The sequence below is a fragment of the Micromonospora sp. L31 genome, from assembly GCF_052068075.1.
Taxonomy (GTDB): domain Bacteria; phylum Actinomycetota; class Actinomycetes; order Mycobacteriales; family Micromonosporaceae; genus Micromonospora; species Micromonospora purpureochromogenes.
The window spans coordinates 148,265-172,199 of record NZ_JBQHDC010000004.1 but is presented as its reverse complement, the minus strand read 5'-3'; the positions used below and the strand labels follow the sequence as shown (position 1 = coordinate 172,199).

At 72.4% G+C, this 23,935-nt stretch carries 26 protein-coding genes; 12 read left to right on the top strand and 14 right to left on the bottom strand.

All coding sequences use genetic code 11. The features are described 5' to 3' along the window. Positions 1-65: 65 nt before the first annotated feature. From ACTMS9_RS13555 to ACTMS9_RS13545, 3 genes are all read left to right on the top strand, one after another. Positions 66-524: a DUF4383 domain-containing protein gene (locus tag ACTMS9_RS13555; protein ID WP_441146240.1), complete on the top strand. Its 459-nt coding sequence runs from the start codon at positions 66-68 to the stop codon at positions 522-524. A 107-nt stretch (positions 525-631) separates the two neighbouring features. After that, positions 632-1,183 (top strand): PadR family transcriptional regulator, encoded by a 552-nt coding sequence (locus tag ACTMS9_RS13550; RefSeq protein WP_154936336.1) that lies wholly within the window; start codon positions 632-634, stop codon positions 1,181-1,183. 24 nt (positions 1,184-1,207) lie between these two features. Next, positions 1,208-2,926: an acyl-CoA dehydrogenase gene (locus ACTMS9_RS13545; RefSeq protein WP_441165076.1), complete on the top strand. Its 1,719-nt coding sequence runs from the start codon at positions 1,208-1,210 to the stop codon at positions 2,924-2,926. 91 nt (positions 2,927-3,017) lie between these two features. On the opposite strand, the gene ACTMS9_RS13540 is transcribed toward ACTMS9_RS13545, so the two are convergent. From ACTMS9_RS13540 to pgi, 4 genes are all read right to left on the bottom strand, one after another. After that, positions 3,018-3,659 (bottom strand): lysoplasmalogenase, encoded by a 642-nt coding sequence (locus ACTMS9_RS13540; RefSeq protein WP_441165075.1) that lies wholly within the window; start codon positions 3,657-3,659, stop codon positions 3,018-3,020. Continuing rightward, complete coding sequence (locus ACTMS9_RS13535; RefSeq protein ID WP_441165074.1) at positions 3,656-4,495, bottom strand: sterol desaturase family protein; 840 nt, start codon at positions 4,493-4,495, stop codon at positions 3,656-3,658. The genes ACTMS9_RS13540 and ACTMS9_RS13535 overlap by 4 nt, the downstream gene beginning before the upstream one ends. After that, positions 4,483-5,208, bottom strand: a complete 726-nt coding sequence (locus ACTMS9_RS13530; protein ID WP_441146232.1) for a FadR/GntR family transcriptional regulator — start codon at positions 5,206-5,208, stop codon at positions 4,483-4,485. Before ACTMS9_RS13530 ends, ACTMS9_RS13535 begins: the two co-directional genes overlap by 13 nt. A gap of 108 nt (positions 5,209-5,316) precedes the next feature. Beyond that, positions 5,317-6,954 carry a glucose-6-phosphate isomerase gene (gene pgi, locus ACTMS9_RS13525; protein ID WP_441165073.1) on the bottom strand — a complete coding sequence of 546 codons (1,638 nt, stop codon included), beginning with the start codon at positions 6,952-6,954 and terminating at the stop codon, positions 5,317-5,319. A 238-nt stretch (positions 6,955-7,192) separates the two neighbouring features. On the opposite strand from pgi, the gene ACTMS9_RS13520 reads away from it, so the two are divergent. Together ACTMS9_RS13520 and ACTMS9_RS13515 are read left to right on the top strand one after the other, a co-directional pair. After that, positions 7,193-9,154 (top strand): ABC transporter ATP-binding protein, encoded by a 1,962-nt coding sequence (locus tag ACTMS9_RS13520; protein ID WP_441146228.1) that lies wholly within the window; start codon positions 7,193-7,195, stop codon positions 9,152-9,154. Between the two features lie 342 nt (positions 9,155-9,496). Further along, positions 9,497-10,903, top strand: a complete 1,407-nt coding sequence (locus ACTMS9_RS13515; RefSeq protein ID WP_441165072.1) for an endo-1,4-beta-xylanase — start codon at positions 9,497-9,499, stop codon at positions 10,901-10,903. 149 nt (positions 10,904-11,052) lie between these two features. Here the strand turns inward: ACTMS9_RS13515 and ACTMS9_RS13510 are convergent, their stop codons facing one another. Both ACTMS9_RS13510 and ACTMS9_RS13505 read right to left on the bottom strand, forming a co-directional pair. Beyond that, positions 11,053-11,562, bottom strand: a complete 510-nt coding sequence (locus tag ACTMS9_RS13510) for an NUDIX domain-containing protein (protein ID WP_441165071.1) — start codon at positions 11,560-11,562, stop codon at positions 11,053-11,055. 11 nt (positions 11,563-11,573) lie between these two features. Further along, positions 11,574-12,164, bottom strand: a complete 591-nt coding sequence (locus ACTMS9_RS13505) for an NADAR family protein (protein WP_441165258.1) — start codon at positions 12,162-12,164, stop codon at positions 11,574-11,576. A gap of 127 nt (positions 12,165-12,291) precedes the next feature. Between ACTMS9_RS13505 and ACTMS9_RS13500 the strand changes: the two genes are divergently transcribed. Beyond that, a complete protein-coding gene (locus ACTMS9_RS13500; protein ID WP_441165070.1) occupies positions 12,292-12,657 on the top strand; it encodes an ADP-ribosylation/crystallin J1 in 366 nt (121 codons plus the stop codon). 121 nt (positions 12,658-12,778) lie between these two features. Here ACTMS9_RS13500 and ACTMS9_RS13495 read toward each other — a convergent pair whose 3' ends face one another. From ACTMS9_RS13495 to ACTMS9_RS13480, 4 genes are read right to left on the bottom strand one after another with little or no spacing between them, the layout of a single operon-like run. Next, positions 12,779-13,420, bottom strand: coding sequence for an SRPBCC family protein (locus tag ACTMS9_RS13495; RefSeq protein WP_441146220.1), 642 nt, complete (start codon positions 13,418-13,420; stop codon positions 12,779-12,781). Then, positions 13,420-13,782, bottom strand: a complete 363-nt coding sequence (locus ACTMS9_RS13490; RefSeq protein WP_210776895.1) for an ArsR/SmtB family transcription factor — start codon at positions 13,780-13,782, stop codon at positions 13,420-13,422. Before ACTMS9_RS13490 ends, ACTMS9_RS13495 begins: the two co-directional genes overlap by 1 nt. Before the next feature lie 35 nt (positions 13,783-13,817). Then, on the bottom strand, positions 13,818-14,489 hold the full coding sequence (locus ACTMS9_RS13485; protein ID WP_441146218.1) for a peptidoglycan recognition protein family protein: 672 nt from the start codon (positions 14,487-14,489) through the stop codon (positions 13,818-13,820). 60 nt (positions 14,490-14,549) lie between these two features. After that, positions 14,550-15,281 carry a lysozyme gene (locus ACTMS9_RS13480; protein WP_441146216.1) on the bottom strand — a complete coding sequence of 244 codons (732 nt, stop codon included), beginning with the start codon at positions 15,279-15,281 and terminating at the stop codon, positions 14,550-14,552. Between the two features lie 230 nt (positions 15,282-15,511). Between ACTMS9_RS13480 and ACTMS9_RS13475 the strand changes: the two genes are divergently transcribed. The 4 genes from ACTMS9_RS13475 to ACTMS9_RS13460 all read left to right on the top strand — a co-directional run bounded on the left by ACTMS9_RS13475 (position 15,512) and on the right by ACTMS9_RS13460 (position 18,791). Then, complete coding sequence (locus ACTMS9_RS13475; protein ID WP_334570531.1) at positions 15,512-16,054, top strand: carboxymuconolactone decarboxylase family protein; 543 nt, start codon at positions 15,512-15,514, stop codon at positions 16,052-16,054. Positions 16,055-16,135: 81 nt separating this feature from the next. Then, on the top strand, positions 16,136-16,483 hold the full coding sequence (locus tag ACTMS9_RS13470) for a YciI family protein (RefSeq protein ID WP_280840507.1): 348 nt from the start codon (positions 16,136-16,138) through the stop codon (positions 16,481-16,483). Further along, on the top strand, positions 16,480-17,718 hold the full coding sequence (locus tag ACTMS9_RS13465) for an RNA polymerase sigma factor (RefSeq protein ID WP_441165069.1): 1,239 nt from the start codon (positions 16,480-16,482) through the stop codon (positions 17,716-17,718). Before ACTMS9_RS13470 ends, ACTMS9_RS13465 begins: the two co-directional genes overlap by 4 nt. Before the next feature lie 161 nt (positions 17,719-17,879). Next, positions 17,880-18,791, top strand: a complete 912-nt coding sequence (locus ACTMS9_RS13460) for a DUF559 domain-containing protein (RefSeq protein WP_441165068.1) — start codon at positions 17,880-17,882, stop codon at positions 18,789-18,791. Positions 18,792-18,943: 152 nt separating this feature from the next. Here the strand turns inward: ACTMS9_RS13460 and ACTMS9_RS13455 are convergent, their stop codons facing one another. Next, positions 18,944-19,372, bottom strand: coding sequence for a MarR family winged helix-turn-helix transcriptional regulator (locus tag ACTMS9_RS13455; RefSeq protein ID WP_308495234.1), 429 nt, complete (start codon positions 19,370-19,372; stop codon positions 18,944-18,946). A gap of 81 nt (positions 19,373-19,453) precedes the next feature. Between ACTMS9_RS13455 and ACTMS9_RS13450 the strand changes: the two genes are divergently transcribed. Together ACTMS9_RS13450 and ACTMS9_RS13445 are read left to right on the top strand one after the other, a co-directional pair. Beyond that, complete coding sequence (locus ACTMS9_RS13450; protein WP_441165067.1) at positions 19,454-21,256, top strand: ABC transporter ATP-binding protein; 1,803 nt, start codon at positions 19,454-19,456, stop codon at positions 21,254-21,256. A 118-nt stretch (positions 21,257-21,374) separates the two neighbouring features. Continuing rightward, positions 21,375-22,001 (top strand): hypothetical protein, encoded by a 627-nt coding sequence (locus tag ACTMS9_RS13445; RefSeq protein ID WP_441165066.1) that lies wholly within the window; start codon positions 21,375-21,377, stop codon positions 21,999-22,001. A 10-nt stretch (positions 22,002-22,011) separates the two neighbouring features. On the opposite strand, the gene ACTMS9_RS13440 is transcribed toward ACTMS9_RS13445, so the two are convergent. The 3 genes from ACTMS9_RS13440 to ACTMS9_RS13430 all read right to left on the bottom strand — a co-directional run bounded on the left by ACTMS9_RS13440 (position 22,012) and on the right by ACTMS9_RS13430 (position 23,919). Next, entirely contained in the window at positions 22,012-22,695 is a 684-nt protein-coding gene (locus ACTMS9_RS13440; protein ID WP_441146205.1) for a DUF1345 domain-containing protein, read from the bottom strand. Positions 22,696-22,818: 123 nt separating this feature from the next. Continuing rightward, positions 22,819-23,220, bottom strand: coding sequence for a hypothetical protein (locus ACTMS9_RS13435; protein WP_441165065.1), 402 nt, complete (start codon positions 23,218-23,220; stop codon positions 22,819-22,821). Between the two features lie 213 nt (positions 23,221-23,433). Next, positions 23,434-23,919, bottom strand: a complete 486-nt coding sequence (locus ACTMS9_RS13430; RefSeq protein ID WP_441165064.1) for a hypothetical protein — start codon at positions 23,917-23,919, stop codon at positions 23,434-23,436. Between the last annotated feature and the right edge of the window lie 16 nt (positions 23,920-23,935).

Below are 23,935 nucleotides of genomic sequence, written 5' to 3'. Positions count from 1 at the left end.
CGGAGGTTTGCGGCGTGTGGTCCGGGGCATCCGGGGCCACACGGCCTTCGACGGAGGTGGTTGACATGGTGAACAGACCCGGCCGAGGGGCATCGGCGACCGCCGTGTCGCCCGTCCGTCGCGCCGCCCAGGCGGCCGGCGTGCTCTTCCTGCTGATCGGGGTGCTGGGTTTCATCCCCGGCGTCACCACGAACTTCGACACGATGATGTTCGCCGGGCACCACTCGAAGGCGAATCTGCTCGGGCTCTTCCAGGTGTCGATCCTGCACAACCTGGTACACCTCGCGTACGGCGTCGCCGGGCTCGCCCTGGCGCGCACGGTCTCCGGCGCGCGCACGTTCCTGCTCGCCGGTGGGGCCATCTACCTGGTGCTCTGGCTCTACGGCGTGGTCGTCAACCACGAGAGCGGCGCCAACTTCGTTCCGCTCAACAACGCGGACGACTGGCTGCACCTCTTCCTCGGCCTCGGCATGATCGGGCTGGGGGTGGCATTGACCCGCCGCCCCGCCGGCGGCCGCCGCTGATCCTCGTCCGACGACGCCGCGCTCCCGCGAGGGGCGCGGCGTCGTCGTGTGTGACCGACGCCCCTGCAGCCTTGCCTATGCAACTCGTTGCATAGCAGGATGCCCGCATGGCCCTCGAGCACGCGATCCTGGTCTCCCTGTTGGAGCAGCCGGCCTCCGGCTACGAGCTGGCCCGCCGCTTCGACCGCTCGATCGGCCGGTTCTGGACCGCCACCCACCAGCAGATCTACCGGGTGCTCAAGCGGATGGAGACCGACGGCTGGGTCACCGCCGAGGAGGTCGGCCAGGACGGCCGCCCCGACAAGCGGTGCTGGTCGGCCACGGCCGCCGGGCAGAGCGCGCTCGCCGACTGGCTGCGCGCGCCCGTGCAGCCCGAGGCGGTCCGGCACGAGCTGGCCGTCAAGATCCGCGGTGCCGCCTTCGCCGACCGCGCCGGCCGCGCCGACCTGGTCGCCGAGGTCGAGCGCTACCGCGCCGACCACGAGGCGGTCCTCGCCAGCTACCTGGCCGGCGAGCGCCGCGACTTCCCGGCGCCCGACCCCGGCGACGCCCGCGCGGCACTCCAGCACGTCGTGCTGCGCGGCGGCATCGCGTACGAGCGGATGGTGCTGGCCTGGCTCGACGACGTCCTCGCCACCCTGCGCGACCTCGCCCGCTGACCCCACCCTCCGGAAAGGACCCCCATGGCCGACCCGTTGCTCAACCCGCGCACCTACGACCCCGCCCACCTCGACTCCGAGTCCCGCCGGCTGCTGCGCGCCACCGTCGACTTCTTCGAGCAGCGCGGCAAGAAGGTCCTGGTCGACAGCTACAACGACCACACCTGGTACGGCGACTTCCTCGACTTCGCCGCCAAGTCCGGTCTCTTCGCGGCGTTCTGCACCCCGGCCGCCGACGGTGCCGGCGACCCGGCCAAGCGCTGGGACACCGCCCGCAACGCCGCGCTCAGCGAGGTGCTCGGCTTCTACGGCCTCGGCTACTGGTACACCTGGCAGGTCACCGTCCTGGGCCTCGGCCCGGTCTGGCAGAGCGACAACGCCGCCGCCCGGGCCCGCGCCGCCACCCTGCTCGACGCCGGCCACGTGATGGCGTTCGGCCTCTCCGAGCGCAGCCACGGCGCCGACATCTACTCCACCGACATGCTGCTCACCCCGGACGGCGAGGATGGCTTCCGGGCCACCGGCGGCAAGTACTACATCGGCAACGGCAACGTCGCCGGCCTGGTCTCGGTCTTCGGCCGCCGCGCCGACGTGGACGGCCCCGACGGGTACGTCTTCTTCGCCGCCGACAGCCGGCACCCCGCGTACCACCTGGTGCGCAACGTGGTGAACGCGCAGATGTACGTCAGCGAGTTCCGCCTGGAGGACTACCCGGTGCGCGCCGAGGACGTCCTGCACACCGGGAAGGCCGCCTTCGACGCCGCCCTCAACACCGTCAACGTCGGCAAGTTCAACCTCTGCACCGCCTCGATCGGCATCTGCGAGCACGCGATGTACGAGGCGGTCACCCACGCCCACAACCGGGTGCTCTACGGCCGGCGGGTGACCGACTTCCCGCACGTGCGCCGCGAGCTGACCGACGCGTACGCCCGGCTGGTGGCGATGAAGCTGTTCAGCGACCGGGCGGTGGACTACTTCCGCTCGGCCGGCCCGGACGACCGCCGCTACCTGCTGTTCAACCCGATGACCAAGATGAAGGTAACCACCGAGGGCGAGAAGGTCGTCGACCTGCTCTGGGACGTCATCGCCGCCAAGGGCTTCGAGGCGGACACCTACTTCGACAAGGCCGCGCGGGACATCCGGGGCCTGCCCAAGCTCGAAGGCACCGTGCACGTCAACCTGGCCCTGATCCTGAAGTTCATGGCCAACTACCTGTTCCGGCCGGCCGAGTTCCCGCCGGTGCCGACCCGGCACGACCCGGCCGACGACGAGTTCCTGTTCCGGCAGGGCCCGGCCCGGGGGCTGGGCGCGATCCGCTTCCACGACTGGCGGGCCGCGTACGACGCGCACGCCGGCGTGCCGAACGTGGCCCGGTTCCGGGAGCAGGCCGACGGGCTCTGCGCGCTGCTGGCCGCCGACGCGCCGAGCGAGGAGCAGCAGCGCGACCTGGACTTCCTGCTCGCCCTCGGCCAGTTGTTCGCGTTGGTCGTCTACGGCCAGCTCATCCTGGAGCAGGCCGCGCTGACCGGCCTGGACGCCGACCTGCTGGACGAGATCTTCGACATCCTGGTCCGCGACTTCTCCGGCCACGCCACCGAACTGCACGGCAAGGCGGCCACCACCGACGCGCAGGCGGCGTGGGCGCTGACCCAGGTCCGCCGCCCGGTCGTCGACCCGCAGCGCACCGCCCGGGTCTGGTCCCAGGTGGAGGCGCTCTCCGGCGCCTACGAGATGAACCCCTGACGGACCCGCCGGGTCCCGGAATGCGGCGGGTCGGGGTGTCGGGGCGCTCCGACACCCCGACCCGCCGCAAACCGGGGTGGATCAAGGCCGGTCAGGCCGGCAGCAGCGCGGCTCCTTCGGGGCGCCGGTCGGGCAGCTCGCGCCGTGCCCACGCGGTGGTGAGCAGGACCAGCGCCGCGATGTAGGTGACCATCACCGCCAGCCGGCGCCCGGGGAGCTCCGCCCCGGCCGCGCCGAGCCCGATCAGCGCGTCGGACACGAGGAAGAGCGCCCCGCCGGCCGCCGCCCGGCGGGACACCCCCACCGATGCGGCGGCCATCAGGCTCAACGCCAGGCTGTAGCCGAGCACCGGCAGCCGCAGGTCGCCCAGCCGCTCCCAGAGCAGCGCGTTCGCGCCCGCCCAGACCGCCAGGTAGCCGGCGAACGCGGCCAGCGGCGCCCGCCGGTGCCGCAGGAAGGCGGTCAGGAAGCAGAGCTGGGTGCCGAGGAAGCACCCCATCCCGACCAGGAACGCGGTGGTGCCGGGCAGCAGCAGCGCCACGTCACCCGCCGTCGCGAACACCAGGCCGGCCGCCACCAGGTCCCACTTGCGGCGTACGCGCAGCAGCCAGGCCAGCAGCAGCGGCGCGAGCAGCGGCTTCGCCGCCCACTGCAGCGCGGGTACGTCGAGCGCGACGCCGGCCAGCTCGACGGCGACGACCGCCGCGTACAGTCCGGGCCAGAGCCGCCTCATCGGGCGGGCTGCCAGCCGGGCCGGCCGAAGACGTGCCCCAGCCGGTGCCGCCAGGACGTGTCCCGCCGGACGTCGGCCCAGATCGCGGCGTACTCGTGGGTGGCCACCCGCAACGGGTTGTAGGTGTTGATGTTCTTGGTCAGGCCGTAGCGGACGGCGGCGCGTTCGGGCTCGAAGCTGCCGAAGAGCCGGTCCCAGACGATCAGGATGCCGCCGTAGTTGCGGTCGAGGTACTCGGTGTTGGCGCCGTGGTGGACCCGGTGGTGCGACGGGGTGTTGAAGACCCATTCGATCGGCCGGGGCAGCACGTCGATCCGCTCGGTGTGCAGGAAGAACTGGTACAGCAGGCTGATCGACTGCTGGAGGAAGATCATCCACGGCGGGATGCCGAGGAGCGCCAGCGGCAGCCAGAACGGCAGCGAGGTCATCGGCGTCGTCCAGCCCTGCCGCAGTGCGGTGGAGAGGTTGTAGAACGTGCTGGAGTGGTGCACCACGTGGGCGGCCCAGAACAGGCGTACCTCGTGGTGGGTGCGGTGGAACCAGTAGTAGGCCAGGTCTTCGGCGAAGAAGAGCAGCACCCAGGTCCAGACGCTGGTGGGGGAGAGCTGCACCGGGGCGAGGGTCCACAGCCCCACGTAGAGGCCGACGGTGAGCAGCCGCCAGGGCGTGCCGATGAGCACGCTCCCGACGCCCATGGTGAGGCTGGTGGTGGTGTCGCGCAGCTCGTAGCCGCGTTCGTCGTCGTCGGGGGCGAACCGGTACGACAGCGCTTCCACGACGACGAGCAGCAGGAACGCCGGTACGGCGTAGAGCACGGCGGGGATCATGCTCGGCATTCCCTTCCTGGTGGGGTGGCGGGGGAGGTGAGCGAGGCGGTGAGCAGGGCGTGGGCCTGCGCGGCGGCGTCGTCGCCGCGCCCGTCGGCGATCGCCTCGGCCAGCCGGCGGTGGCCGGTGACGTCCAGCAGCTCGGCGGCGCGCCGCTCGGGCGGCACCTCGCCGACGGCCACCGCCCCGGCGACCAGGCTGTTGAAGGCCAGCAGGTACGCCGTGTTGCCGGAGCCGTCGACGATGTCCCGCCAGAGCACGATGTTGGCCTTGTCCATCGCGTGCAGGTCCGGGGCGAGCGCCGCGTACGCCTCGACGTCGCGGATGACGCTGCCCCGCAGCTCGGCATCGGCCCGCTCGGCGCAGAGCCGGGCGGCGTCCACGCCGACGCAGGCGCGCATCTCCAGCATGTCCCGTACCAGCGTGTCGACGGGGAGCACGTCGCCGGACTGCACGAGGGACAGCGCCAGGTCGAGACCGGCGTGCACCCGCCAGTCGAGCACCCGGGTGGCGCCGCCCTGGCTGACCCGGAGCAGGCCGAGCTGTTGCAGCCGCCGCAGCGCCTCGCGCACGGCGTGCCGGTTGACCGCGAACGCGGCGGCCAGCTCGCGCTCGCCCGGCAGCGGCTCGTCGGGGCGGTAGCGGCCGCTGACGATGGCGTCGCGGAGCTGGCCGAAGACGTGGTCGGCGACGGAGCTGCGGGGGACGGGAACGAAGGCCACGGCAGCAGTGTGACCCCGGGCACATCAACCCGTCAACTGGTTGGACCAGTTCGCGTACCCGAAAAGGACGGCGGCCGGGTCCACGACCCGGCCGCCGTTTCGCGGGGTTCAGTCCCGGCCGCGCTCCCGCCGGTAGCGGCGGATCAGCGCGGCGGTGGAGGAGTCCACGTCGGACAGGTCCGGGTCGCCGCCGGTCAGCTTCGGCGCGAGCTGGTTGGCCATCACCTTGCCCAGCTCCACGCCCCACTGGTCGAACGGGTTGATGTCCCAGATCGCGCCCTCGGTGAAGACGATGTGCTCGTAGAGCGCGATCAGCTGACCGAGGGTGCCCGGGGTCAGCTTCGGCGCGATGATCGAGGTGGTCGGGTGGTTGCCCGGCATCACCCGGTGCGGCACCACCTTGGCCGCGGTGCCCTCCGCCTCGACCTGCTCCTTCGTCCGCCCGAACGCCAGCGCGGCGGTCTGCGCGAAGAAGTTCGACATGAACAGGTCGTGCATGTCGCCGAGGTCGTGGTTGGGCTGGCTGAACCCGATGAAGTCCGCCGGGATCAGCAGCGTGCCCTGGTGGATCAGCTGGTAGAACGCGTGCTGGCCGTTCGTGCCCGGCTCGCCCCAGAAGATCTCGCCGGTCTGGTGGTCGACCGCGGTGCCGTCCAGCGTCACCGACTTGCCGTTGCTCTCCATCGTCAGCTGCTGCAGGTACGCCGGGAACCGGTGCAGGTACTGCGAGTACGGCAGCACGGCGTGGGTCTGCGCGCCGAGGAAGTTGGTGTACCAGACGTTCAGCAGGCCCAGCAGTGCCGGGATGTTGCGCTGCACCGGCGTGGTCCGGAAGTGCTCGTCCACGGCGTGGTAGCCGGCCAGCAGTTCGCGGAACCGGTCCGGCCCGACCGCCAGCATCACCGACAGGCCGACGGCCGAGGGCAGCGAGTACCGGCCGCCCACCCAGTCCCAGAAGCCGAACATGTTCTGCGGGTCGATGCCGAAGTCGCGGACCCGCTGCTCGTTGGTGCTCACCGCGACGAAGTGCTTCGCGATCGCCGCGTCGTCGTCGGCGTCCAGCCCGGACAGCAGCCACATCTTCGCCTGGTTGGCGTTGGCCAGGGTCTCCTGGGTGGAGAAGGTCTTGGAGACGATCACGAAAAGGGTGGTCGCCGGGTCCAGGTCGTGGGTCTTGTCGTGGATGTCGGTCGGGTCGATGTTGGACACGAACCGGCAGCTGATCCCGCCGTCCCGGTACGCCTTCAGCGCCTCGTACGCCATCACCGGTCCGAGGTCGGACCCGCCGATGCCGATGTTGACCACCGTGCTGATCCGCTCGCCGGTGTGCCCCCGCCACTGCCCGGAGCGGACCCGCTCGGCGAACGCCGCCATCCGGTCCAGCACCCGGTGCACGTCGGCGACCACGTCCTGGCCGTCGGCGATCAGGGTGGCGTCGCGGGGCAGCCGCAGCGCGGTGTGCAGCACCGCGCGGTCCTCGGTGGAGTTGATGTGCCGTCCGGCGAACATGGCGCAGATCCGGTCGTTGAGCCGGGCCCGCTCGGCCAGCGCGGTGAGCAGCTCCAGCGTCTCGTCGGTGACCAGGTTCTTGCTGTAGTCGACGTGCAGGTCGGCGACCTCGCCGGTGAGCCGCTCACCTCGGCGCTGGTCGGCGGCGAACAGCTCCCGCAGGTGGGTGCCGCGCAACGTCTCGGCGTGCTTGCGCAGCGCCTGCCATTCGTCGGTGGTGGTCACACTCGCAGCCATCGGGTCGATCTTCTCCTTTGCGACGGGACGCCGGTGGCGCTCCGCGCGCCGCCGCCGGCTCGGCTCCAGCCTGCCACCCCGGCGGGGTCGGCGCGACGCGACGCGGCAGACCCGTCCCGCACCGTGGTCGGCGACACGCCGTTGCGACAGGTGTACGACACGCCGGTCACGCCACGACACCGCGTGGTCGCCGACAGTAGGCTCTCCCCCTGCCCTGTCCCTCGGCCCGGGAGGACCCATGGCGACGGTGATCGGCCCACGCCGCTCGTCCCGACAGGACGGCCCGTCCGACGACGCCGACGAACTGGAGCTGCCGGAGCTGGAGGACGGCCACTGGATGCACCGGGCGACCGAGTTCGCCCACACCAGCTTCCGGTCGGTCGCCCGGCGGCTGCCCCACCTGGTCCGGGAGGCGGTCACGCTGGCCTGGGCCACCAGCCGGCGGGACACCCTCGCGGCGATCGGCCTGAACCTCGCGGCCGGGGTGATGACCACCCTCGGGCTGCTCGCCACCACCGGCGTGCTGCGTGAGCTGTTCGCCGCCGGCCCGACACCCGACCGGGTCCGCGCCGCGCTGCCGTCGCTGGTCCTGGCCGCGCTGGCGGTGACGGCCCGGGGCGCCCTCACCGTGACCGCCGGCTGGGCCCAGGCCCGGCTGATGCCCCAGATCAACTACGAGGTGGAGCTGCGGCTCTTCGAGGCCACCACGGCGGTGGAACTGGCCGCCTTCGACGACGCCGGCTTCGCCGAGGAGATGGACCGGGTCCGGGACCGGGGGATGGCCGAGGCGGCGTCCATCGTCGACCACACGGTCAACCTGCTCACCGGCGTGGTCGGCGTGCTGGCCACCGCCGCGGCGGTGACCGTGATCCAGCCCGTGCTCCTGCCGTGCCTGCTGCTCGCCGCGGTGCCCGAGGCGGTCACCGCGGTCCGGATGGCCCGCCGGAAGTACCTGGCCATGCTGGCCCGGATCACCCGCCGCCGCCGGATGTGGATGCTGGCGCACCTGATGGCCAACCGGCGCACCGCCGTCGAGGTCCGGGCCTACCAGATGCGCGACTTCCTGCTGGGCGAGTTCCGCCGCGTGATGGCCGTGGAGACCCGGGCCGAGCTGCGCCTGGTCCGGGCGCAGAGCGCCACCCGGGCGTACGGCATGTCCGCCGCCGGGGTGGCTGCCTTCGGCATGTACGCCGTGCTCGGCGGGCTGCTGCTCACCGGCGTGGTCGCGCTGGCCGCCGCCGCGACCGCCCTGCTGGCGCTGCAGTCCGCCCGGTCCAGCCTCGGCATCGCCGTCTTCGCCACCAACAACCTCTACGAGGACGCCCTCTACTACCAGGACTACCGGGACTTCCTCGAGCGGGCGCGGGGGCGGATCGGGGTGGGGGAGGGCCGCCCGGCACCCGGGTTCGACACCATCGCACTCGACGGGGTCAGCCTCCGCTACCCGGACACGGACACCCCGGCGGTGGACGAGGTCAGCCTGACCGTCCGCCGGGGCGAGGTGGTCGCCCTGGTCGGCGAGAACGGTTCCGGCAAGACCACCCTGGCCAAGCTCATCGCCGGGCTCTACCGCCCCACCGGTGGGACGGTCCGCTGGGACGGCGTCGACCTCGCCGAGCTGGACCCGGCGCAGACCGCGGCCCAGGTGGCGGTGATGACCCAGGAGTACTGGAAGTTCCCCTTCACCGCCGGGCAGAACATCCGCATCGGCCGGCACGACCGCCGCGCCGACCAGGCCGGCCCGACCGTGGAGGACGCCGCCCGCGCCGCCGCCGCGCACGACATGATCGCCGACCTCCCGTTCGGGTACGACACGTTGCTCGACCGGGAGTTCAAGAACGGCCAGGACCTCTCCGGCGGCCAGTGGCAGCGCCTCGTCGCCGCCCGGGGCCTCTACCGGGAGGCCCGGCTGCTGATCTGCGACGAACCCTCCGCCGCTCTCGACGCCCGGGCCGAGCACGCCCTCTTCAAGCATTTGCGCCGCCGCCCCGACCGGGCGGTCGTCCTGATCACCCACCGGCTGGCCAACGTCCGGCACGCCGACCGGATCTTCGTGCTGGACCACGGCCGGCTGGTCCAGCATGGCACCCACGACGAGCTGATGGCCGCCGACGGGCTCTACCGGGAGCTGTTCGAACTCCAGGCGAGCGGCTACCTCGCGGCGGCCGGCACGGAGCCCGGGGGATCGTCGACCGGATGACGGCCGGGTGGGATCGGGCCTCCTCGCGCTGCTTCCCGCCGGCATCGGTCCGTCCACCCCGAAAGTTTCGGCGTCCCGCAGCCTCCGGCTCGTCGCCAGCTCCGCTGACACGCCGGGTGCGATCACTCGACGTGCGAGACATCGATTTTCGTTGAAGTGTCGGAAAGCTTTCGGTACCGTCAGGACGGGACCCCTCGACCCTCGCGGTGACAGTCGCAGCACGGCGGATCCCGGCGCGGCCTCCGGGCGGTCACGTCGGGCGACGGAGCCGGTCACCGCGTCGGGCGACGGTCGAGGCGCGACGTCCCACCCCCCCCATCACTGTCGAAAGGTTGACCTGCCATGACCCACGTCCCCGCCCGCCCGGGCGGACGTCCGACGACCCGAGCCCGGCTCCGCGCGACCCTCATGGCCGCCACCGCGGGCGTCGCCGCCCTCGGCACGACACTCGCCCTGGCGCCCGGCGCCAGCGCCGCCACCACCCTGGGCGCGTCCGCCGCCCAGACCGGCCGCTACTTCGGTGCGGCGGTGGCCGCGAACAAGCTCTCCGACGCCACCTACGTCGGGATTCTCAACCGCGAGTTCACCTCGGTCACGCCCGAGAACGAGATGAAGTGGGACGCGACCGAGCCCACCCAGGGCCAGTTCACGTACGCCAACGCCGACCGCATCGTCAACCACGCCCGGGCCAACGGGATGCAGGTGCGCGGGCACGCCCTGGCCTGGCACTCGCAGCAGCCCGGCTGGGCGCAGAACCTCAGCGGCAGCGCCCTGCGCTCGGCGATGGTCAACCACGTCACCCAGGTGGCGACCTACTACCGGGGCAAGATCCACTCCTGGGACGTGGTGAACGAGGCGTTCGCCGACGGCGGCACCGGCGCCCGGCGCGACTCCAACCTCCAGCGCACCGGCAACGACTGGATCGAGGTGGCCTTCCGTGCCGCCCGGGCGGCCGACCCGACCGCCAAGCTCTGCTACAACGACTACAACACCGACGGGCAGAACGCGAAGAGCAACGCGGTGTACGCGATGGTGCAGGACTTCAAGGCCCGGGGCGTGCCGATCGACTGCGTCGGCTTCCAGTCCCACTTCAACAGCGCCTCCCCGGTGCCGGCCGACTACCAGGCCAACCTCCAGCGCTTCGCCAACCTCGGCGTGGACGTGCAGATCACCGAGCTGGACATCGAGGGGTCCGGGTCGGCCCAGGCCGACAACTACGCCCGGGTCGTCCGGGCCTGCCTCGCCGTGAGCCGCTGCACCGGCATCACCGTCTGGGGCATCCGGGACACCGACTCCTGGCGGGCCAGCGGCACCCCGCTGCTCTTCGACGGCAGCGGCAACAAGAAGCCGGCCTACACCGCCACGCTCGACGCGCTCAACGCCGGCGGCCCCACCACGCCGCCGACCACCACGCCCCCGCCCACCACGCCCCCGCCGTCGACCCCGCCGCCCGGCGGTGCGTCCTGCACGGCCAGCGTGTCGCTCGACTCCTGGACCGGTGGCTTCGTCGCGACCGTCCGGGTCACCGCCGGCGCGTCGGCCGTCCGCGGCTGGACGGTGGGGCTCACCCTGCCGGCCGGCGCCGCGGTCACCAACTCCTGGAACGCGCAGCCCAGCGGCACCAGCGGCAGCCTGACCTTCCGCAACCTCAGCTACAACGGTCAGCTGGGCGCCGGCGCCAGTACCACCTTCGGCTTCCAGGGCACCGGCGTGGGACCGTCCGCCACGCCCACCTGCTCGGCGAGCTGAGCGGGTGATCCGGCGCGGAGGGCCGACCCTCCGCGCCGGCTCGGCCGGTCGGGCGCCGAGGACGCGTCCCGGTAGCCAAGCGGAACAACCCTCCGCACCACTCGGCGTCGGGCCGCCCGTCGGGCCGGTGTCCCGGTCGCCTCGGGCGGTCAGCCCTGCCGGGCGAAGAACTCCGCCATCGCCTGGGTGTGGGTGGAGAAGGCCAGCTCGACGGGCTCGGTGAGGACCAGCCACTCGGTGGCCTCCTCGGTCGGCGCCGACGGCGGCAACCCGTCAGCCGGCCGCTCGGGCAGCTCCCCGAAGATCATGATGGTGCCGCCGGCCGGTGCCCCGTGCACCGCGAACAGCCGGGCCTGGTCGGCCTCGCCGATCAGGCCGGTCTCCTCGCGCAGTTCGCGGACCAGCGCGTCGGCCCACTCCTCGCCGTACTCGATGAAGCCACCCGGCAGCGCGAGCAGGCCGCGCGCCGGCTCGATGTCCCGGCGGACCACCACCAGGCCCAGGCCGGCGTCGGTGCGCACCGGCAGCAGCGCCACCGCTACCGGCAGCGGGTTACGCCAGACCGTCTCGCCGCAGGCCGCGCAGACCCGCGGCCAGCCGGCGTCCGCCGGGTAGTCGGCGCCGCAGAAGGAGCAGTGCGCGTACGGAGAGCCGGTCATGTCGCCGCACGTTACCGGCCCGGTGGCCGCTCCGGCGACCGATCAGCCTGCTCCCGGAGCGTCTCCCGGGCCTGCATCAGCGCGAAGCCGAGCAGGTTCAGCCCCCGCCATCGGGCCGGGTCCTCCGCACGCGGGTCGTCGGCGGCCAACCCGATGCCCCACACCCGGTCCACCGGGCTCGCCTCGACCAGCACCCGATCCCCGGTGCCCAGCAGGTACGCCCGCAGGTCGTCGTGCTGGCCGAACTTGGCGACGCTGCCGGCGACCACGATGTCGTACCGCCGGGCCTCCCACACCGCCTGGTCGAAGCCGCGCACCTGGCGGCCGAGCGCCTTGGCGCGGTGCGGGTGGCCGGCGGCGAGGATCCGCTCGCCGGCCTCCTCGTCGCCGAAGAGCGCCGCCTTCTGCCACATCATCCAGTGCTCGGCGGTGGTGAAGCGGCGGCCGTCCACCGTGAACGCCGCCGGCCACCACTGGCTCAGGCAGCCCGCGCCGATCGTGCCGTCGCGCCGGGGCCGGTGCCCCCAGAAACAGAGGTACTTCACCGACCGTCCGCTCTGGACGAGGGCGGCGAGGTCGGCGGCACTGCGGGGCGGCGGCATGCTCCACAGTGTCGCCCCGGGCACCGACACTCCGCCTCCCGGTTTCCCGCCGGCCCGCCGAAACCGGCTCGTCCGGTGGGTCGGCGACCCGGTAGCCTCCGCCGGACGACCGGGCGAGGTGAGGACGATGCGCGAGACGACGACGCTGTGGCGACCGACCGGGCCGCAGGAGCTGGCGCTGGTCGAGGCCTCCGGCTGGACGGCGTGGCCGCCCCGCCTGCCCGACCAGCCGATCTTCTACCCGGTGCTCACCGAGCGGTACGCCATCATGATCGCCCGGGACTGGAACGTGCCCGCCTCCGGCGCCGGCTTCGTCACCCGTTTCGCGATGGACCGGGCCTTCCTCGCCCCCTACCCGGTGCGCCAGGCCGGCGGCCGGGACATCCTGGAGCTGTGGGTCCCGGCGGAGGACCTGCCCGAGTTCAACCGACACATCGTCGGTCGAATCGAGGTCGTGCACACCTTCGGCACTGCGCGGACCGCCACGGGGTGAGCCTCGTGCCGACCGCGACGGGCTGAGGGTCGGGGCGGACCGAGGAGCGCGCCGGGCCGTGCGTACCCGCACGGCCCAACGCGTTTCCCGAGCTGGCCCGCGTACCCGGAAGTCCCGGTGGTCAGGCGGCGGGCGCGCCGGTGTAGAAGGCGGTGGTGCGTGCCGTCGCGGCCCGCGCGGCCTCCGGGTCGGTGCCGGCGGCGACGCTGGCCTCGCCCCAGCTCTCGCTGCTCAGGGTGACGAACCGTCGCCCCTCCTCGGAGCCCATCCAGGCTTCGGCCTGCTCGGGCGAGATCCCGCTGCCGTCGGCGGCCAGGTGTGAGGCGAGGCCGAGCAGCCCCAGGTCCCAGCCCACGCCGACCGCGCCCGGGCCGAACTCGGCCCAGCGCTCGTCGTCGACGTGCGCGACGTGCTCCAGCTCGAACCGGGTACGCCCGTCGCCCTCCGGCGTCAGCCGCACCTCGATCCAGCTGACCTCGTCGCCGTACTCCCAGGTGGCGGCGAAGCTCTTCGGCGGGTCGCAGCGTTGGATCGTGCCGCCGGCGTTGCCCTCGAGCTGGTAGCGGCCGTGCAGCCGCAGCTCGCCGGAGACCGGCAGGAACCAGCGGGGGATGCGTTCGGCGTTGGTGCAGGCGTCCCAGAGGTCCTCCAGGGGCGCGTCGTACGTCTGGCTGATCGTCATCACCCGGGCCTCGCCGGCTTCCAGGGTCCGGCTGCCCACGGTGCGCCGCACGGCGCTGATCTGGTGCGTGACGTCGGTCATCAGGGTTTCTCCTCGGTCGGGTCCTGCGGTGGGTGCAGGCGCCGTTCGCGTCGGCCGCGCGCCAGCTCGGTGGCGAGGGCGTCCAGGGCCGGGGCCCAGAACCGGCGGAAGCCGGCCAGCCACTCGTCGACCTCGCGCAGCGGTCGCGGGTCGACGGCGTAGAGACGGCGGGCGCCCTGCGGTCGGACGGTGGCAAAGCCGTTGTCTCGCAGCACCCGGAGGTGCTGCGAGACGGCGGGCTGCGAGATGCCGTACTCCCGCTGGATCACCGCGCAGACCTCCCCGGCGCTGAGCTCGCCATCGGCGAGCAGCTCCAGGATGCGGCGGCGCACCGGGTCGCCGAGGACGTCGAAGGCGTGCACGGACCCTTTCTATCAGCCGGGGCTTATATAAGCAATCACCCCAGTCGCGCGGCGACGGCGGCGCGTAGTTCGGGGAGCCGGCCGTGCAGCAGGCCGGGGCACTGGGTGTTGTTGAAGTCCTTGTGCCCGTAGATCTCGCTGGGCGCGATGCCGTACTGCTGGCAGGTGAAGGCGCAGAAGACGATCAGGCTGTTCCAGAGCGCCGCCGGCGGCTGCACGTTCAGGTAGATGCCGTCGTTCTCGATGCCGATCGCCTGGCTGTTCTGCCCGACGCAGTGCGCGCCCTGCACCATGGTCTGCCCGTGCAGCAGCGCGTAGAGGCTGCCGTGCCGGCCCTCGGTGAGGTATCCGCCGCGGCTGTTGGTGAAGTGCTGCCCGGAGTCGAGCCAGCCGTTGCTGTCCATGTGCAGATTCTGGATGTCGCGCGAGTTCGCGTACGCCTTGGCCAGGCTGTAGTCGGTGGTGTTCGGGAAGGCGGTGTGGTGCACGATGATCTTGTTGGGTCGGCTCTGCACCACGCTGACCGGCGACGACGGGGGTCGGGCGCCCCAGGTCGCGCAGTTGGCGATGACGGGCTGGTCGACGCGGGTGGCGACGGCGCGCGCGTCGCGGCCCCCGCCGAACTGGGTCAGGGCGGAAGCGCCGGCGGCGGCGCCGAGCAGGACCGCGCCGCGCAGCGCGGCCCGGCGGGACACGGGTACGGACATGGGGGTGCCTCCTTCGTCGGTGGTGCCGACGGCGGGCCGGCGGACCGCCGCCGGTGGGGGTCAGCAGGGTCCGTTGCAGGCCAGCACCCGGAGCCGGTCCAGGGTGCCGTTCCAGACGTTCTGGTCGCCGGGGAAGACGCCCGAGGACGACCACTGCCAGAAGGAGTACGTCGGCCAGCCCGCCGGCAGGGTGCCCACCGTGCTGGCGTAGCGGGCGATCCACAGCGGGTTGTTGGCGGCGAACTGCGACGTGTTGCCGGTGCAGGTGATCCACCAGTCGGTGGTGGTGTAGATGGTGGCCCACCGGCCGGTGCGCGCGTGGTACTGGTTGACGAAGGACGCGATCCAGCTGCGCATCGCGCTCTGGCTCAGGCCGTAGCAGGTCGCGCCGTACGGGTTGTACTCGATGTCGAGCGCGCCGGGCAGCGTCCGGCCGTCCTTGGACCAGCCCCCGCCGTGGTCGACGAAGTAGTTGGCCTGGGTGGCGCCGCTGGTGGTGTCCGGGCGGGCGAAGTGGTACGAGCCCCGGATCATCCCGACGTTGTAGGAGCCGTTGTACTGCTGGGCGAAGTACGGGTTGGTGTAGTAGGTGCCCTCGGTGGCCTTGACGTACGCGAACCGGGCGCCGTTGTTCCAGGCGGCCGACCAGTTCACGTTGCCCTGGTGGCTGGAGACGTCCATGCCGGGCAGGCCGGCGGGGGCGGCGCTGGCGGAGCCGGCGACGAGGCCGACGGCGGCGACCGCCGTGACGGTCGCCAGCAGTGCGGCCGTGGCCGCGCGGAGACGGTTCATCTTTCCTCCCTGGGGGGCGCCGCGGGGGCGGCGGGAGTGACGAAAGGAACTGTCAGTATTAGGTCACGATGCGTAGATAAATTTCAATAGACGAAGTCAAGATTATCTATGCGGTGTTCCCTGCCGTCCACACCTGACCGTCCGGCCATGGATCCGCGTCGACGTACCCGCCAGAATGGCGGGGCCAGCTGCCGAGCCCGGTGGGCGCGGCCAACGGAGAGGGTGACCGGATGGCGCACATCGACCTCGGCGTGGACGAACGGCGCGAGCCCGGCATCGTCGGCCTGCTGCGATACCGGCCCGAGACCGCGGGACCGCTGATGGACCTGGCCGAGGTGCTGCTGCGCGGGCCGAGCAGCCTGAGCCGCGGTGAACGCGAGCTCATCGCCGCGTACGTGTCGGGCCGCAACGGGTGCGACTTCTGCCGCGCGTCGCACTCCGCCACCGCCGGTGCCCAGCTCGACGACGGCCCCGACCTGGTCGACCGGGTCCTCGCCGACCTGTCGACCGCCCCGGTGCCGGAGAAGCTGCGCGCCCTGCTCCGCCTCGCCGACACCGTCCGCGAGGACGGGCGCGCCGTCACCGGCGAGCTGGTCGACGCGGCCCGTGCCCACGGCGCCACCGATCGGGAGATCCACGACGTGGTCCTGATCGCCGCCGCCTTCAGCATGTACAACCGGTACGTCGACGGGCTCGGCGCTGCCACCCCGGACGACCCCCGGGCGTACGCGATGTCCGCGCAGCGGATCCTGACCGCCGGCTACCGCGCCTGAAAATTCCCCTCGCCGGAGTGTCGATCCGCCCGCCCGCCGTTCGTGTGGAGAGTGGAAGCCGATCCACACCAGGAGGACGACATGAAGCAGTACCTGTTGAGCATGTACCAGCCCGAGGGCGGGACGCCGGACCCGGAGTTCCTGGCCGGGGTGATGCGGGAGCTGGGCGCCATCCGCGAGGAGCTCGAGGCGACCGGCTCGTGGGTCTTCGGGCAGGGGCTGCACGCCCCGGAGACCGCCACCGTGCTGCGCCCGAAGGACGGCGAGGTGCTGGTCACCGACGGCCCCTTCGTCGAGGGCAAGGAGTACCTGGGCGGCTTCACCATCATCCGCGCCGCCGACCTCGACGCCGCTCTGGAATGGGGCCGCCGGTACGCCCTCGCCACCACGCTGCCGATCGAGGTGCGCCCCTTCCAGGGCGAGGGGTGACGGTCGACGTCGAGGGGGCCTTCCGCGCCGAGTACGGCCGGGCGGTCGCCGTGCTGGTCCGCCTCCTCGGCGACATCGACCTCGCCGAGGAGGCGGTCCAGGACGCCTTCACCGAGGCGGTGCGGCGCTGGCCGGAGACCGGACCGCCGCCCAGCCCGGCCGGTTGGATCATCACCACCGCCCGCCGCCGCGCCATCGACCGGCTGCGGCGGGAGGCCTCGCGGGCGGACCGGCACGCCCAGGCCGCGCTGCTGTACGCCCACGAGCCACCGGCCGAGGAGGGACCCGTGCGCGACGACCGGCTCCGGCTGATCTTCACCTGCTGCCACCCGGCCCTCGGTCCGGCCGCCCGGGTCGCGCTCACCCTGCGCCTGCTCGGCGGGCTGAGCACCGCCGAGATCGCCCGCGCCTTCCTGGTCCCCGAGACCACCATGGCCCAGCGGCTGGTCCGCGCCAAGGCCAAGATCCGCGACGCCGGGATCCCGTACCGCGTCCCGGGCGACGCCGACCTGCCCGACCGGCTCCGGGCGGTGCTCGCCGTGGTCTACCTGATCTTCAACGAGGGGTACACGGCGAGTGCGGGTGAGCGGCTGGTCCGCACGGAGCTCTGCGCCGAGGCGCTGCGCCTGGGCCGGCTGCTGGTCGACCTGATGCCCGACGAGCCGGAGCCGCTGGGCCTGCTCGCGCTGATGCTGCTCACCGAGGCCCGGCGCCCCGCCCGGGTCACCGCCCAGGGCGCGCTGGTCCCGCTCGCCGAGCAGGACCGCACCCGCTGGGACCAGGCTCTGATCGCCGAGGGGCAGGCCCTGGTCCGCCGCTGCCTGCGCCGCAACCGGCCCGGCCCGTACCAGCTACAGGCCGCGATCAACGCCGTGCACAGCGACGCCCCCACCGACTGGAGCCAGGTCCTCCAGCTCTACGACCAGCTCCAGGCGCTCGCCCCCGGCCCGGTGGTGGCGCTGAACCGGGCGGTGGCCGTCGCCGAGGTGCACGGCCCCGCCGTGGCGTTCGCCCTCGTCGACGACCTGCACCTCGACACGTACCACGTCTTCCACGCCGTCCGCGCCAACCTCCTCCGCGGCCTGGGCCGCCCGGCCGAGGCGGCCGCGGCCTACGAGGCCGCCATCGCCCACACCGCCAACGAACCCGAGCGCGCCCACCTCCGCGCCCAGCTCGCCGCCCAGCTTGATCGGCTACGCCTCAGCGACCCGACACGCCGGGGGATGAGCCGCTGACACGTAGCCGATCACGGTGGCCGTAGCAGGCCGCGGGGGCGAATGGGGGCTGTCCACAGGGGGGTTGGGCTTCCACAGGAGTCTTGTGGGGGTGTGGGGGGCGCGGCAGGGTCTGCGGCGTGAACGAGGTGCTCGCGTCTCTGGTCAGGCATGGAGGCGGGGTGGTCACCTGGGCTGTGGCGCGGCAGGTGGTGCCGGAGTGGATGCTGCGCCGAGCCTGTCGCGCCGGCCACCTCGTCCGGGTGCTGCCTCAGGTCTACGTCGACGCCCGGTTGATTCGCGATCCGGTGCTTCCAGGGGATCCCGTACTCGCCCGCCTCGATCCACCGGCAGCGCAGCGCGCCGCGCTGGCGTACGCCGACGGGCGGGCTGCGCTGAGCCAGTTGAGCGCCCTCGACGTGTGGGGGCTGCGCCGACAGGCCCTCGGTGAGCCGGTGCATCTCGACGTGGCCGCCGGCTCCGGACTCCGCCCACGGCCACACCTCCTCATTCACCACCGCCGGGGGTTCTCCCTCGCCCCACCGCAGGTTCTGAGTCGAGGCGGTCTCCCGCTCGTCCGGCTCGAGCGGGCGCTGGTCGACGCGTGGCCGCTGCTGCCCGCCGTGGAAAGACCTGATGCGGTCATCGGCGCGGTGAACGATCGCCTGACCACACCCCAGCGGCTCGGCGCCGCCCTGGGTGCGACTCCGCGACTGCCTGCCCGCGCCGAGCTGCGGGCTCTGCTGGCAAAGCTCGATGCCGGCTGCCGCAGCCCGTTGGAGATCTGGGGCCACGACCACGTCTTCACCGGCCCGGGGATGCCGCCGTTCCAACGGCAGACGCGGATCGTCGTCGGTCGCCGGACGATGTACCTGGACGTCTGGGCGGAGCGGGAGCGGGTCGACTTCGAACTCGACGGCGCCGCGACCCACGGTGACCGGCGACAACGCGAGACAGACCTGCGGCGGGACGCGCTGCTCGCCACCGCCGGCATCCTCGTGGTGCGCTTCGCCCACCGCCGCCTGGTGCACGAGACCGACGCGGTACGCCGCGAGGTGCTGACGATCCTGGCCAGCCGCCGCCTGAGCGCGTGACGGTGTCGGCGAGCGCGAGGCGGGCGGGCCTCGCCGTCGAACCCGATCAGGCCGCACGTGGCAAAGCTGGCAGCGGGTGCGCGCCGGCGTCGCCGAAGGCCTGGCGAGCCGGCAGTTCCGCCGCGCCCCGCCCCAGGCAAGACGGGATGGGGTCAGTCGCGGAGGGTGCGGAGGATGCGGGTCAGGTGCGCGTGGTCGGCGGGGGAGAGGTGACCGAAGAAGCGGTCCGCCTCGGCGGTGCGGGCCGCGCGGATGGCCGCGCCGATCCGCGTACCCTCGTCGGTCAGCGTGACCAGGGTCGCGCGCCGGTCGGCCGGGTCGGGGTGGCGCGCGACGAGCCCGCGTTCCTCCAGGCCGTCGACGACCTCGGTGGTGGAGCGGGGCGCGATGTGCAGGTGGTCGGCGAGCGCGCTGAGCCGCATGGGCCCGTGCCGGCCGAGCACGGCGAGGGCGCGGGCGTGGCCGGGGTTGATCTCCCACGGTTCGAGGGTCTGCCGGGACTGGTGGCGCAGCCGGCGAGCCACCGCCCAGAACAGCTCGGCCAGGCTCTCCTCGTGCGCCTCGCGCTCGTCGGCGTCCACGGGAATACGGTAGCAGAACTTCCTGTTGCTCCCTCATGATGAGGTAACCTCAGCAATAGCCCGACAGGAAGAAGGCACTCCTTGGACCCGACCCCCACCCACCGGGAGGGCCGCGGCGGCGCCCCCCGTACCGTCTCCGCCGCCGAAAAGGCCCAGGCCCGCGACGTGTCGCTGCGCCGCATCGGCCGGCTCTTCACCGCGTACCGCTGGCAGTTGGCCACCATCACCGTGATCATCGTGGTCTCGTCGGTGCTGGCGATGGCCACGCCGTTCCTGCTGCGTACCGTGATCGACCGCGCGCTGCCCGAGCGCGATCTGACCCTGCTGGTCTGGCTGGTCGTCGGCATGGTCGCGGTCGCGGCCGTGACCGCCGTGCTCGGCGTCGTGCAGACCTGGATCTCCACCCGCGTCGGTCAACTGGTGATGCACCGGCTGCGCACCGACGTCTTCACCCACCTGCACCGCCAGTCGATCGCGTTCTTCACCCGCACCCGCACCGGCGAGGTGCAGTCCCGCATCACCAACGACATCGGCGGCATGCAGACCGTCGTCACCTCCACCGCCACCTCGATCGCGGCCAACCTGACCACCGTGGTGGCCACCACGGTCGCCATGGTGGCGCTCTCCTGGCGGCTCTCCCTGGTCTCGCTTCTGGTGCTGCCCCCGGCGATCTGGCTGACCCGCAAGGTGGCCCGGATGCGCCGCGAGATCACCGCCCAGCGCCAGCGCGAGCTGGCCGACCTCAACGTCACCATCGAGGAGGGGCTGTCGATCAGCGGCGTGCAGCTCAGCAAGACCCTCGGCGCCGGCGCCGCGCTGATCGACCGGTTCGCCACCTCGTCGGCCCGGCTGGTCGACCTCGAACTCCGCTCCGAGCTGGCCGGGCGCTGGCGGATGGCCACGATGACGGTCATCTTCGCCGCCATCCCGGCGGTGATCTACCTCAGCGCCGGCCTGCCCGGCACCGCCGGCACCCTCAGCATCGGCACGCTGGTCGCCTTCACCGCCCTGCAGGGCGGGCTGTTCCGCCCCCTGATGGGGCTGCTCAACGTCGGCGTCTCGCTGACCGCGTCGCTGGCGCTCTTCGCCCGGATCTTCGAGTACCTGGACCTCCCGGTCGAGGTGGACGACCCGGCGCACCCGGTCGAGATCGACCCGGCGCGGGTCCGCGGCCACCTGCGCCTCGAGGACGTCACCTTCAGCTACCCGGGCAGCGACACCGCCGCCGTCGCCGGGATCACCCTGGACGTGCCGGCCGGCACCAGCCTGGCGCTCGTCGGCGAGACCGGCTCCGGCAAGAGCACGCTCGCGGCCCTGGTCAGCCGCCTGCACGACCCCGGCAGCGGCCGGATCACCATCGACGGCGTCGACCTGCGCGACCTGCGGCTGACCGACCTCGCCGCCGTGGTGGGCGTGGTCAGCCAGGAGACCTACCTGCTGCACACCACCGTGCGGGAGAACCTCCGGTACGCCCGGCCCGACGCCACCGACGCCGACATCGAGGACGCGGCCCGCGCCGCGCAGATCCACGACCTCATCGCTGGCCTTCCCGACGGGTACGACACCGTGGTCGGCTCCCGAGGGCACCGCTTCTCCGGCGGGGAGAAGCAGCGCCTGGCGATCGCCCGCACGCTGCTGCGCGACCCGCGCGTCCTGGTGCTGGACGAGGCCACCAGCGCCCTGGACACCGAGACCGAACGGGCGGTGCAGCGGGCCTTCGACCAGCTCGCCCGGGGTCGTACCGTGATCACCATCGCGCACCGGCTCTCCACCGTGCGCGACGCCGACCAGATCGCCGTGGTCGACCACGGGCGCATCGTCGAGTCCGGCACCCACGACATGCTGATCGACCGCGACGGGCGCTACGCGGCGCTCGCCCGCTGACCCGTCGCCGCCGGCGGTCCGGCGGCGTCGGCGGAGGGCCCGAGACCATCGGGCGGTGCCTGGCAGCCACAACGGGGCTGTCGACCACTGGGGATCTTGTCGTACTAGTCTTCGCCGCATGGCCCTGCGACCGGACGAGTTCTATGACCACGCCGTCGCCGTCGCGGACAGCGAGCGCCGGCTCCCGTTGGCCCGCATGACGGGATGGGAGATCAGCCCGTTCGAGCCGGACGGACTGCGCGTAGCGCCGTTGCGCCCGCCGGTGCTCCCGGAGCCCGCGCGGCACGGCGAGGATCCGTCGGACTGCAACGCCTGCCGCGACCGGGACGAAGGGATCTGGTTCAACGATCACTGGCGGCTGGCCCGGATTCCGGGCGTGGGCGTCCCGCTGGTGCTCATGCTGTACCCGCGCGATCACTACGACATGGCGGATCTACCTGACGAACTGGCCGCCGAACTGGGGCTGCTGAGCACTCGCATCGTCCGCCACATGCAGGCACTGCCGCACATCTCGCGGGCCCACGTCTACCGCATCGGAGATGGTGGCGCCCACCTGCACGTCTGGTTCTTCGCTCGGCCCGAGGGGCAGGCCCAGTTGTACGGGTCGTGGCTGGTCGTCTGGGACGACCTGCTGCCGGAGTACCCGGCGGACGTCGCCGAAGCTGACGCTGGAATCGTGGCGGACGCGTTGATCGCGTGCCACGGCGGCCACCGGTCGCCCACCAGCGAACCGGCCGGTCGGTAGTCCGACATCGTCAGCGGGCCAGGTCGGCGATGAGGCTCACGGAGCCCGCCACGATCACCACACCGAATATGTACGACAGGACGGCATGGGACAGCACGCTGCCCCGGATCTTCGGATCGCTGATGGCCGTGTCCGACACCTGGTAGGTCATGCCGATCGTGAAGGCGACGTAGGCCAGGTCGCGGTAGGTGGTCTGCCCCTGCACAGGCTGGCCTTCGAAGCCGATCCCCCCGATCGTCGATCGGAACTGCAGGTCGGCGTAGCGCAGGGTGAAGACCGTGTTGACAACGGTCCACGACAGCAGGACGGTCAGCATTGCGACGCCGACGAGCAGCACCCGCGTCGAGCCGCTCTGCTTGCCGGCGAGGCTGAGAGCAAGGCCGACACCCAGCAGGCTGGTGACGCCCGCTGCTACCAGCAGCACTGCGGCGGTCACCCGCGTCTCGTCCTCACGCATGGCCATCTCCTCGGTGTGGGAGCTGTCCGCTCGGATGATGACCGGCCAGATGCTGAGGAGGAAGGCGAGCGCGGCGGCGTCCCAGCCCCCGACCGCGGCCAACTGCCACGTCATGAACGGCAGGAGCGCGAGAGCGACAATGAGCCCGATGGAGGCGACGAGGACGGCTCGCCGCAGGGCAGGAGCGTGCCAGCCCAGGCATCGGTGATACAACGTCTCCGGGGGCATGCCGGTCATCGTCCGAGTGTCGCCCATCGCACCGCGCGGCGTGCTGATAGCCGCGCACAGCGAGCCCGTTGGTCACCTGGATGGCCACTTGCGTCGTCGTCAGATGCAGGCGCGGCCCGGCGAGGTGCGGCCTTACGATTGCCCTGGCGGCCGCACGTGCGGAGCCAGCCGTTCTCCCGCTGCGAGGTTGTCGCGCCAGTAGCGGTAGACCAGGCCGGGTACCACCTCGACGGAACCTGCTGCGACGAGACAGGTAAGAAGATCACCGCCGGCCGGTGCGTCGACGTCGAAGGCAACGATCACCGGTGGTTCTTCACCGACGTGCCGACGCAGGAGTGCGCGCTCGTCGACGGTGGGTTCCCGGAACCGAGGATCGTGGAACTGGGTCGGGCAGGCCAGGTATGCGACGTCGGTGAAGACCACCTCGAGACCGTGGTGGTAGGTGAGGTCGTGTCCCGCGGCCAACCGAAGCTGGGAGCCGTCGAAGTGCAGCACGTCCCAGTCCCACCAACTTCCCTCGGGCAGTTCGATCACCCCGCCGATCCTCCCGTCGGTGATCAGTCAACGAATCGCGCCGGCGGCCGGACCTGCCGCGATGCGCGCCACCGCCGCAGACCGTGAGGGGCTCCGCGAGCGTCTTGAGGATCATGTCGGACCTCAGGTGGGACGCGGTAAGCGTCTCCCGGGACACGACACGTCGAGGTCCAGCCAACTGCGGAAGAGACGGGAGGTCCGGGTACCACCGGTTCAGGCGGTCGGCGGTCCGGCGGCGCGTACCCGGGGGTCGGCCAGGGCGCGCGCCATGGCGGTGATCAGCCCGCTCGCACACAGGGTGGGGGCGCCGACCAGAAACTCCTCGCGTTCCATCCACTCGACCCGCTCGACGCCCGGACGGTCCAGCAGCGCCTGGTCCAGCGAGCGCTCCGAGTCGTCGTCGTAGCACGACCGGGCCTCGTCGCCGAGCCACAGACCCCAGTGGAAGGGGCCGAGACGCGCCGGCCCCGAGTCCGACTCGTCGTGTACCTCCAACCAGCGGTCGCGGGGCTCGGCGGGCAGGACGCCGAGGGCGTTCGCGGCGACGAGATCCGGCAGCGTCATCGGCGGCTCGCCGGGCTCGGCGGAGGGCAGCACCAGGTCGGTGAGGTCCTCGTCGTGCTCCGGGCAGGAGCACTCCGGCCGTCGCGGCGGCGTCCAGTTGGCGGTAGCGGGGCTTGGTGCGGCTGAGAGGGGCATGGCCGCATCGTAGGGG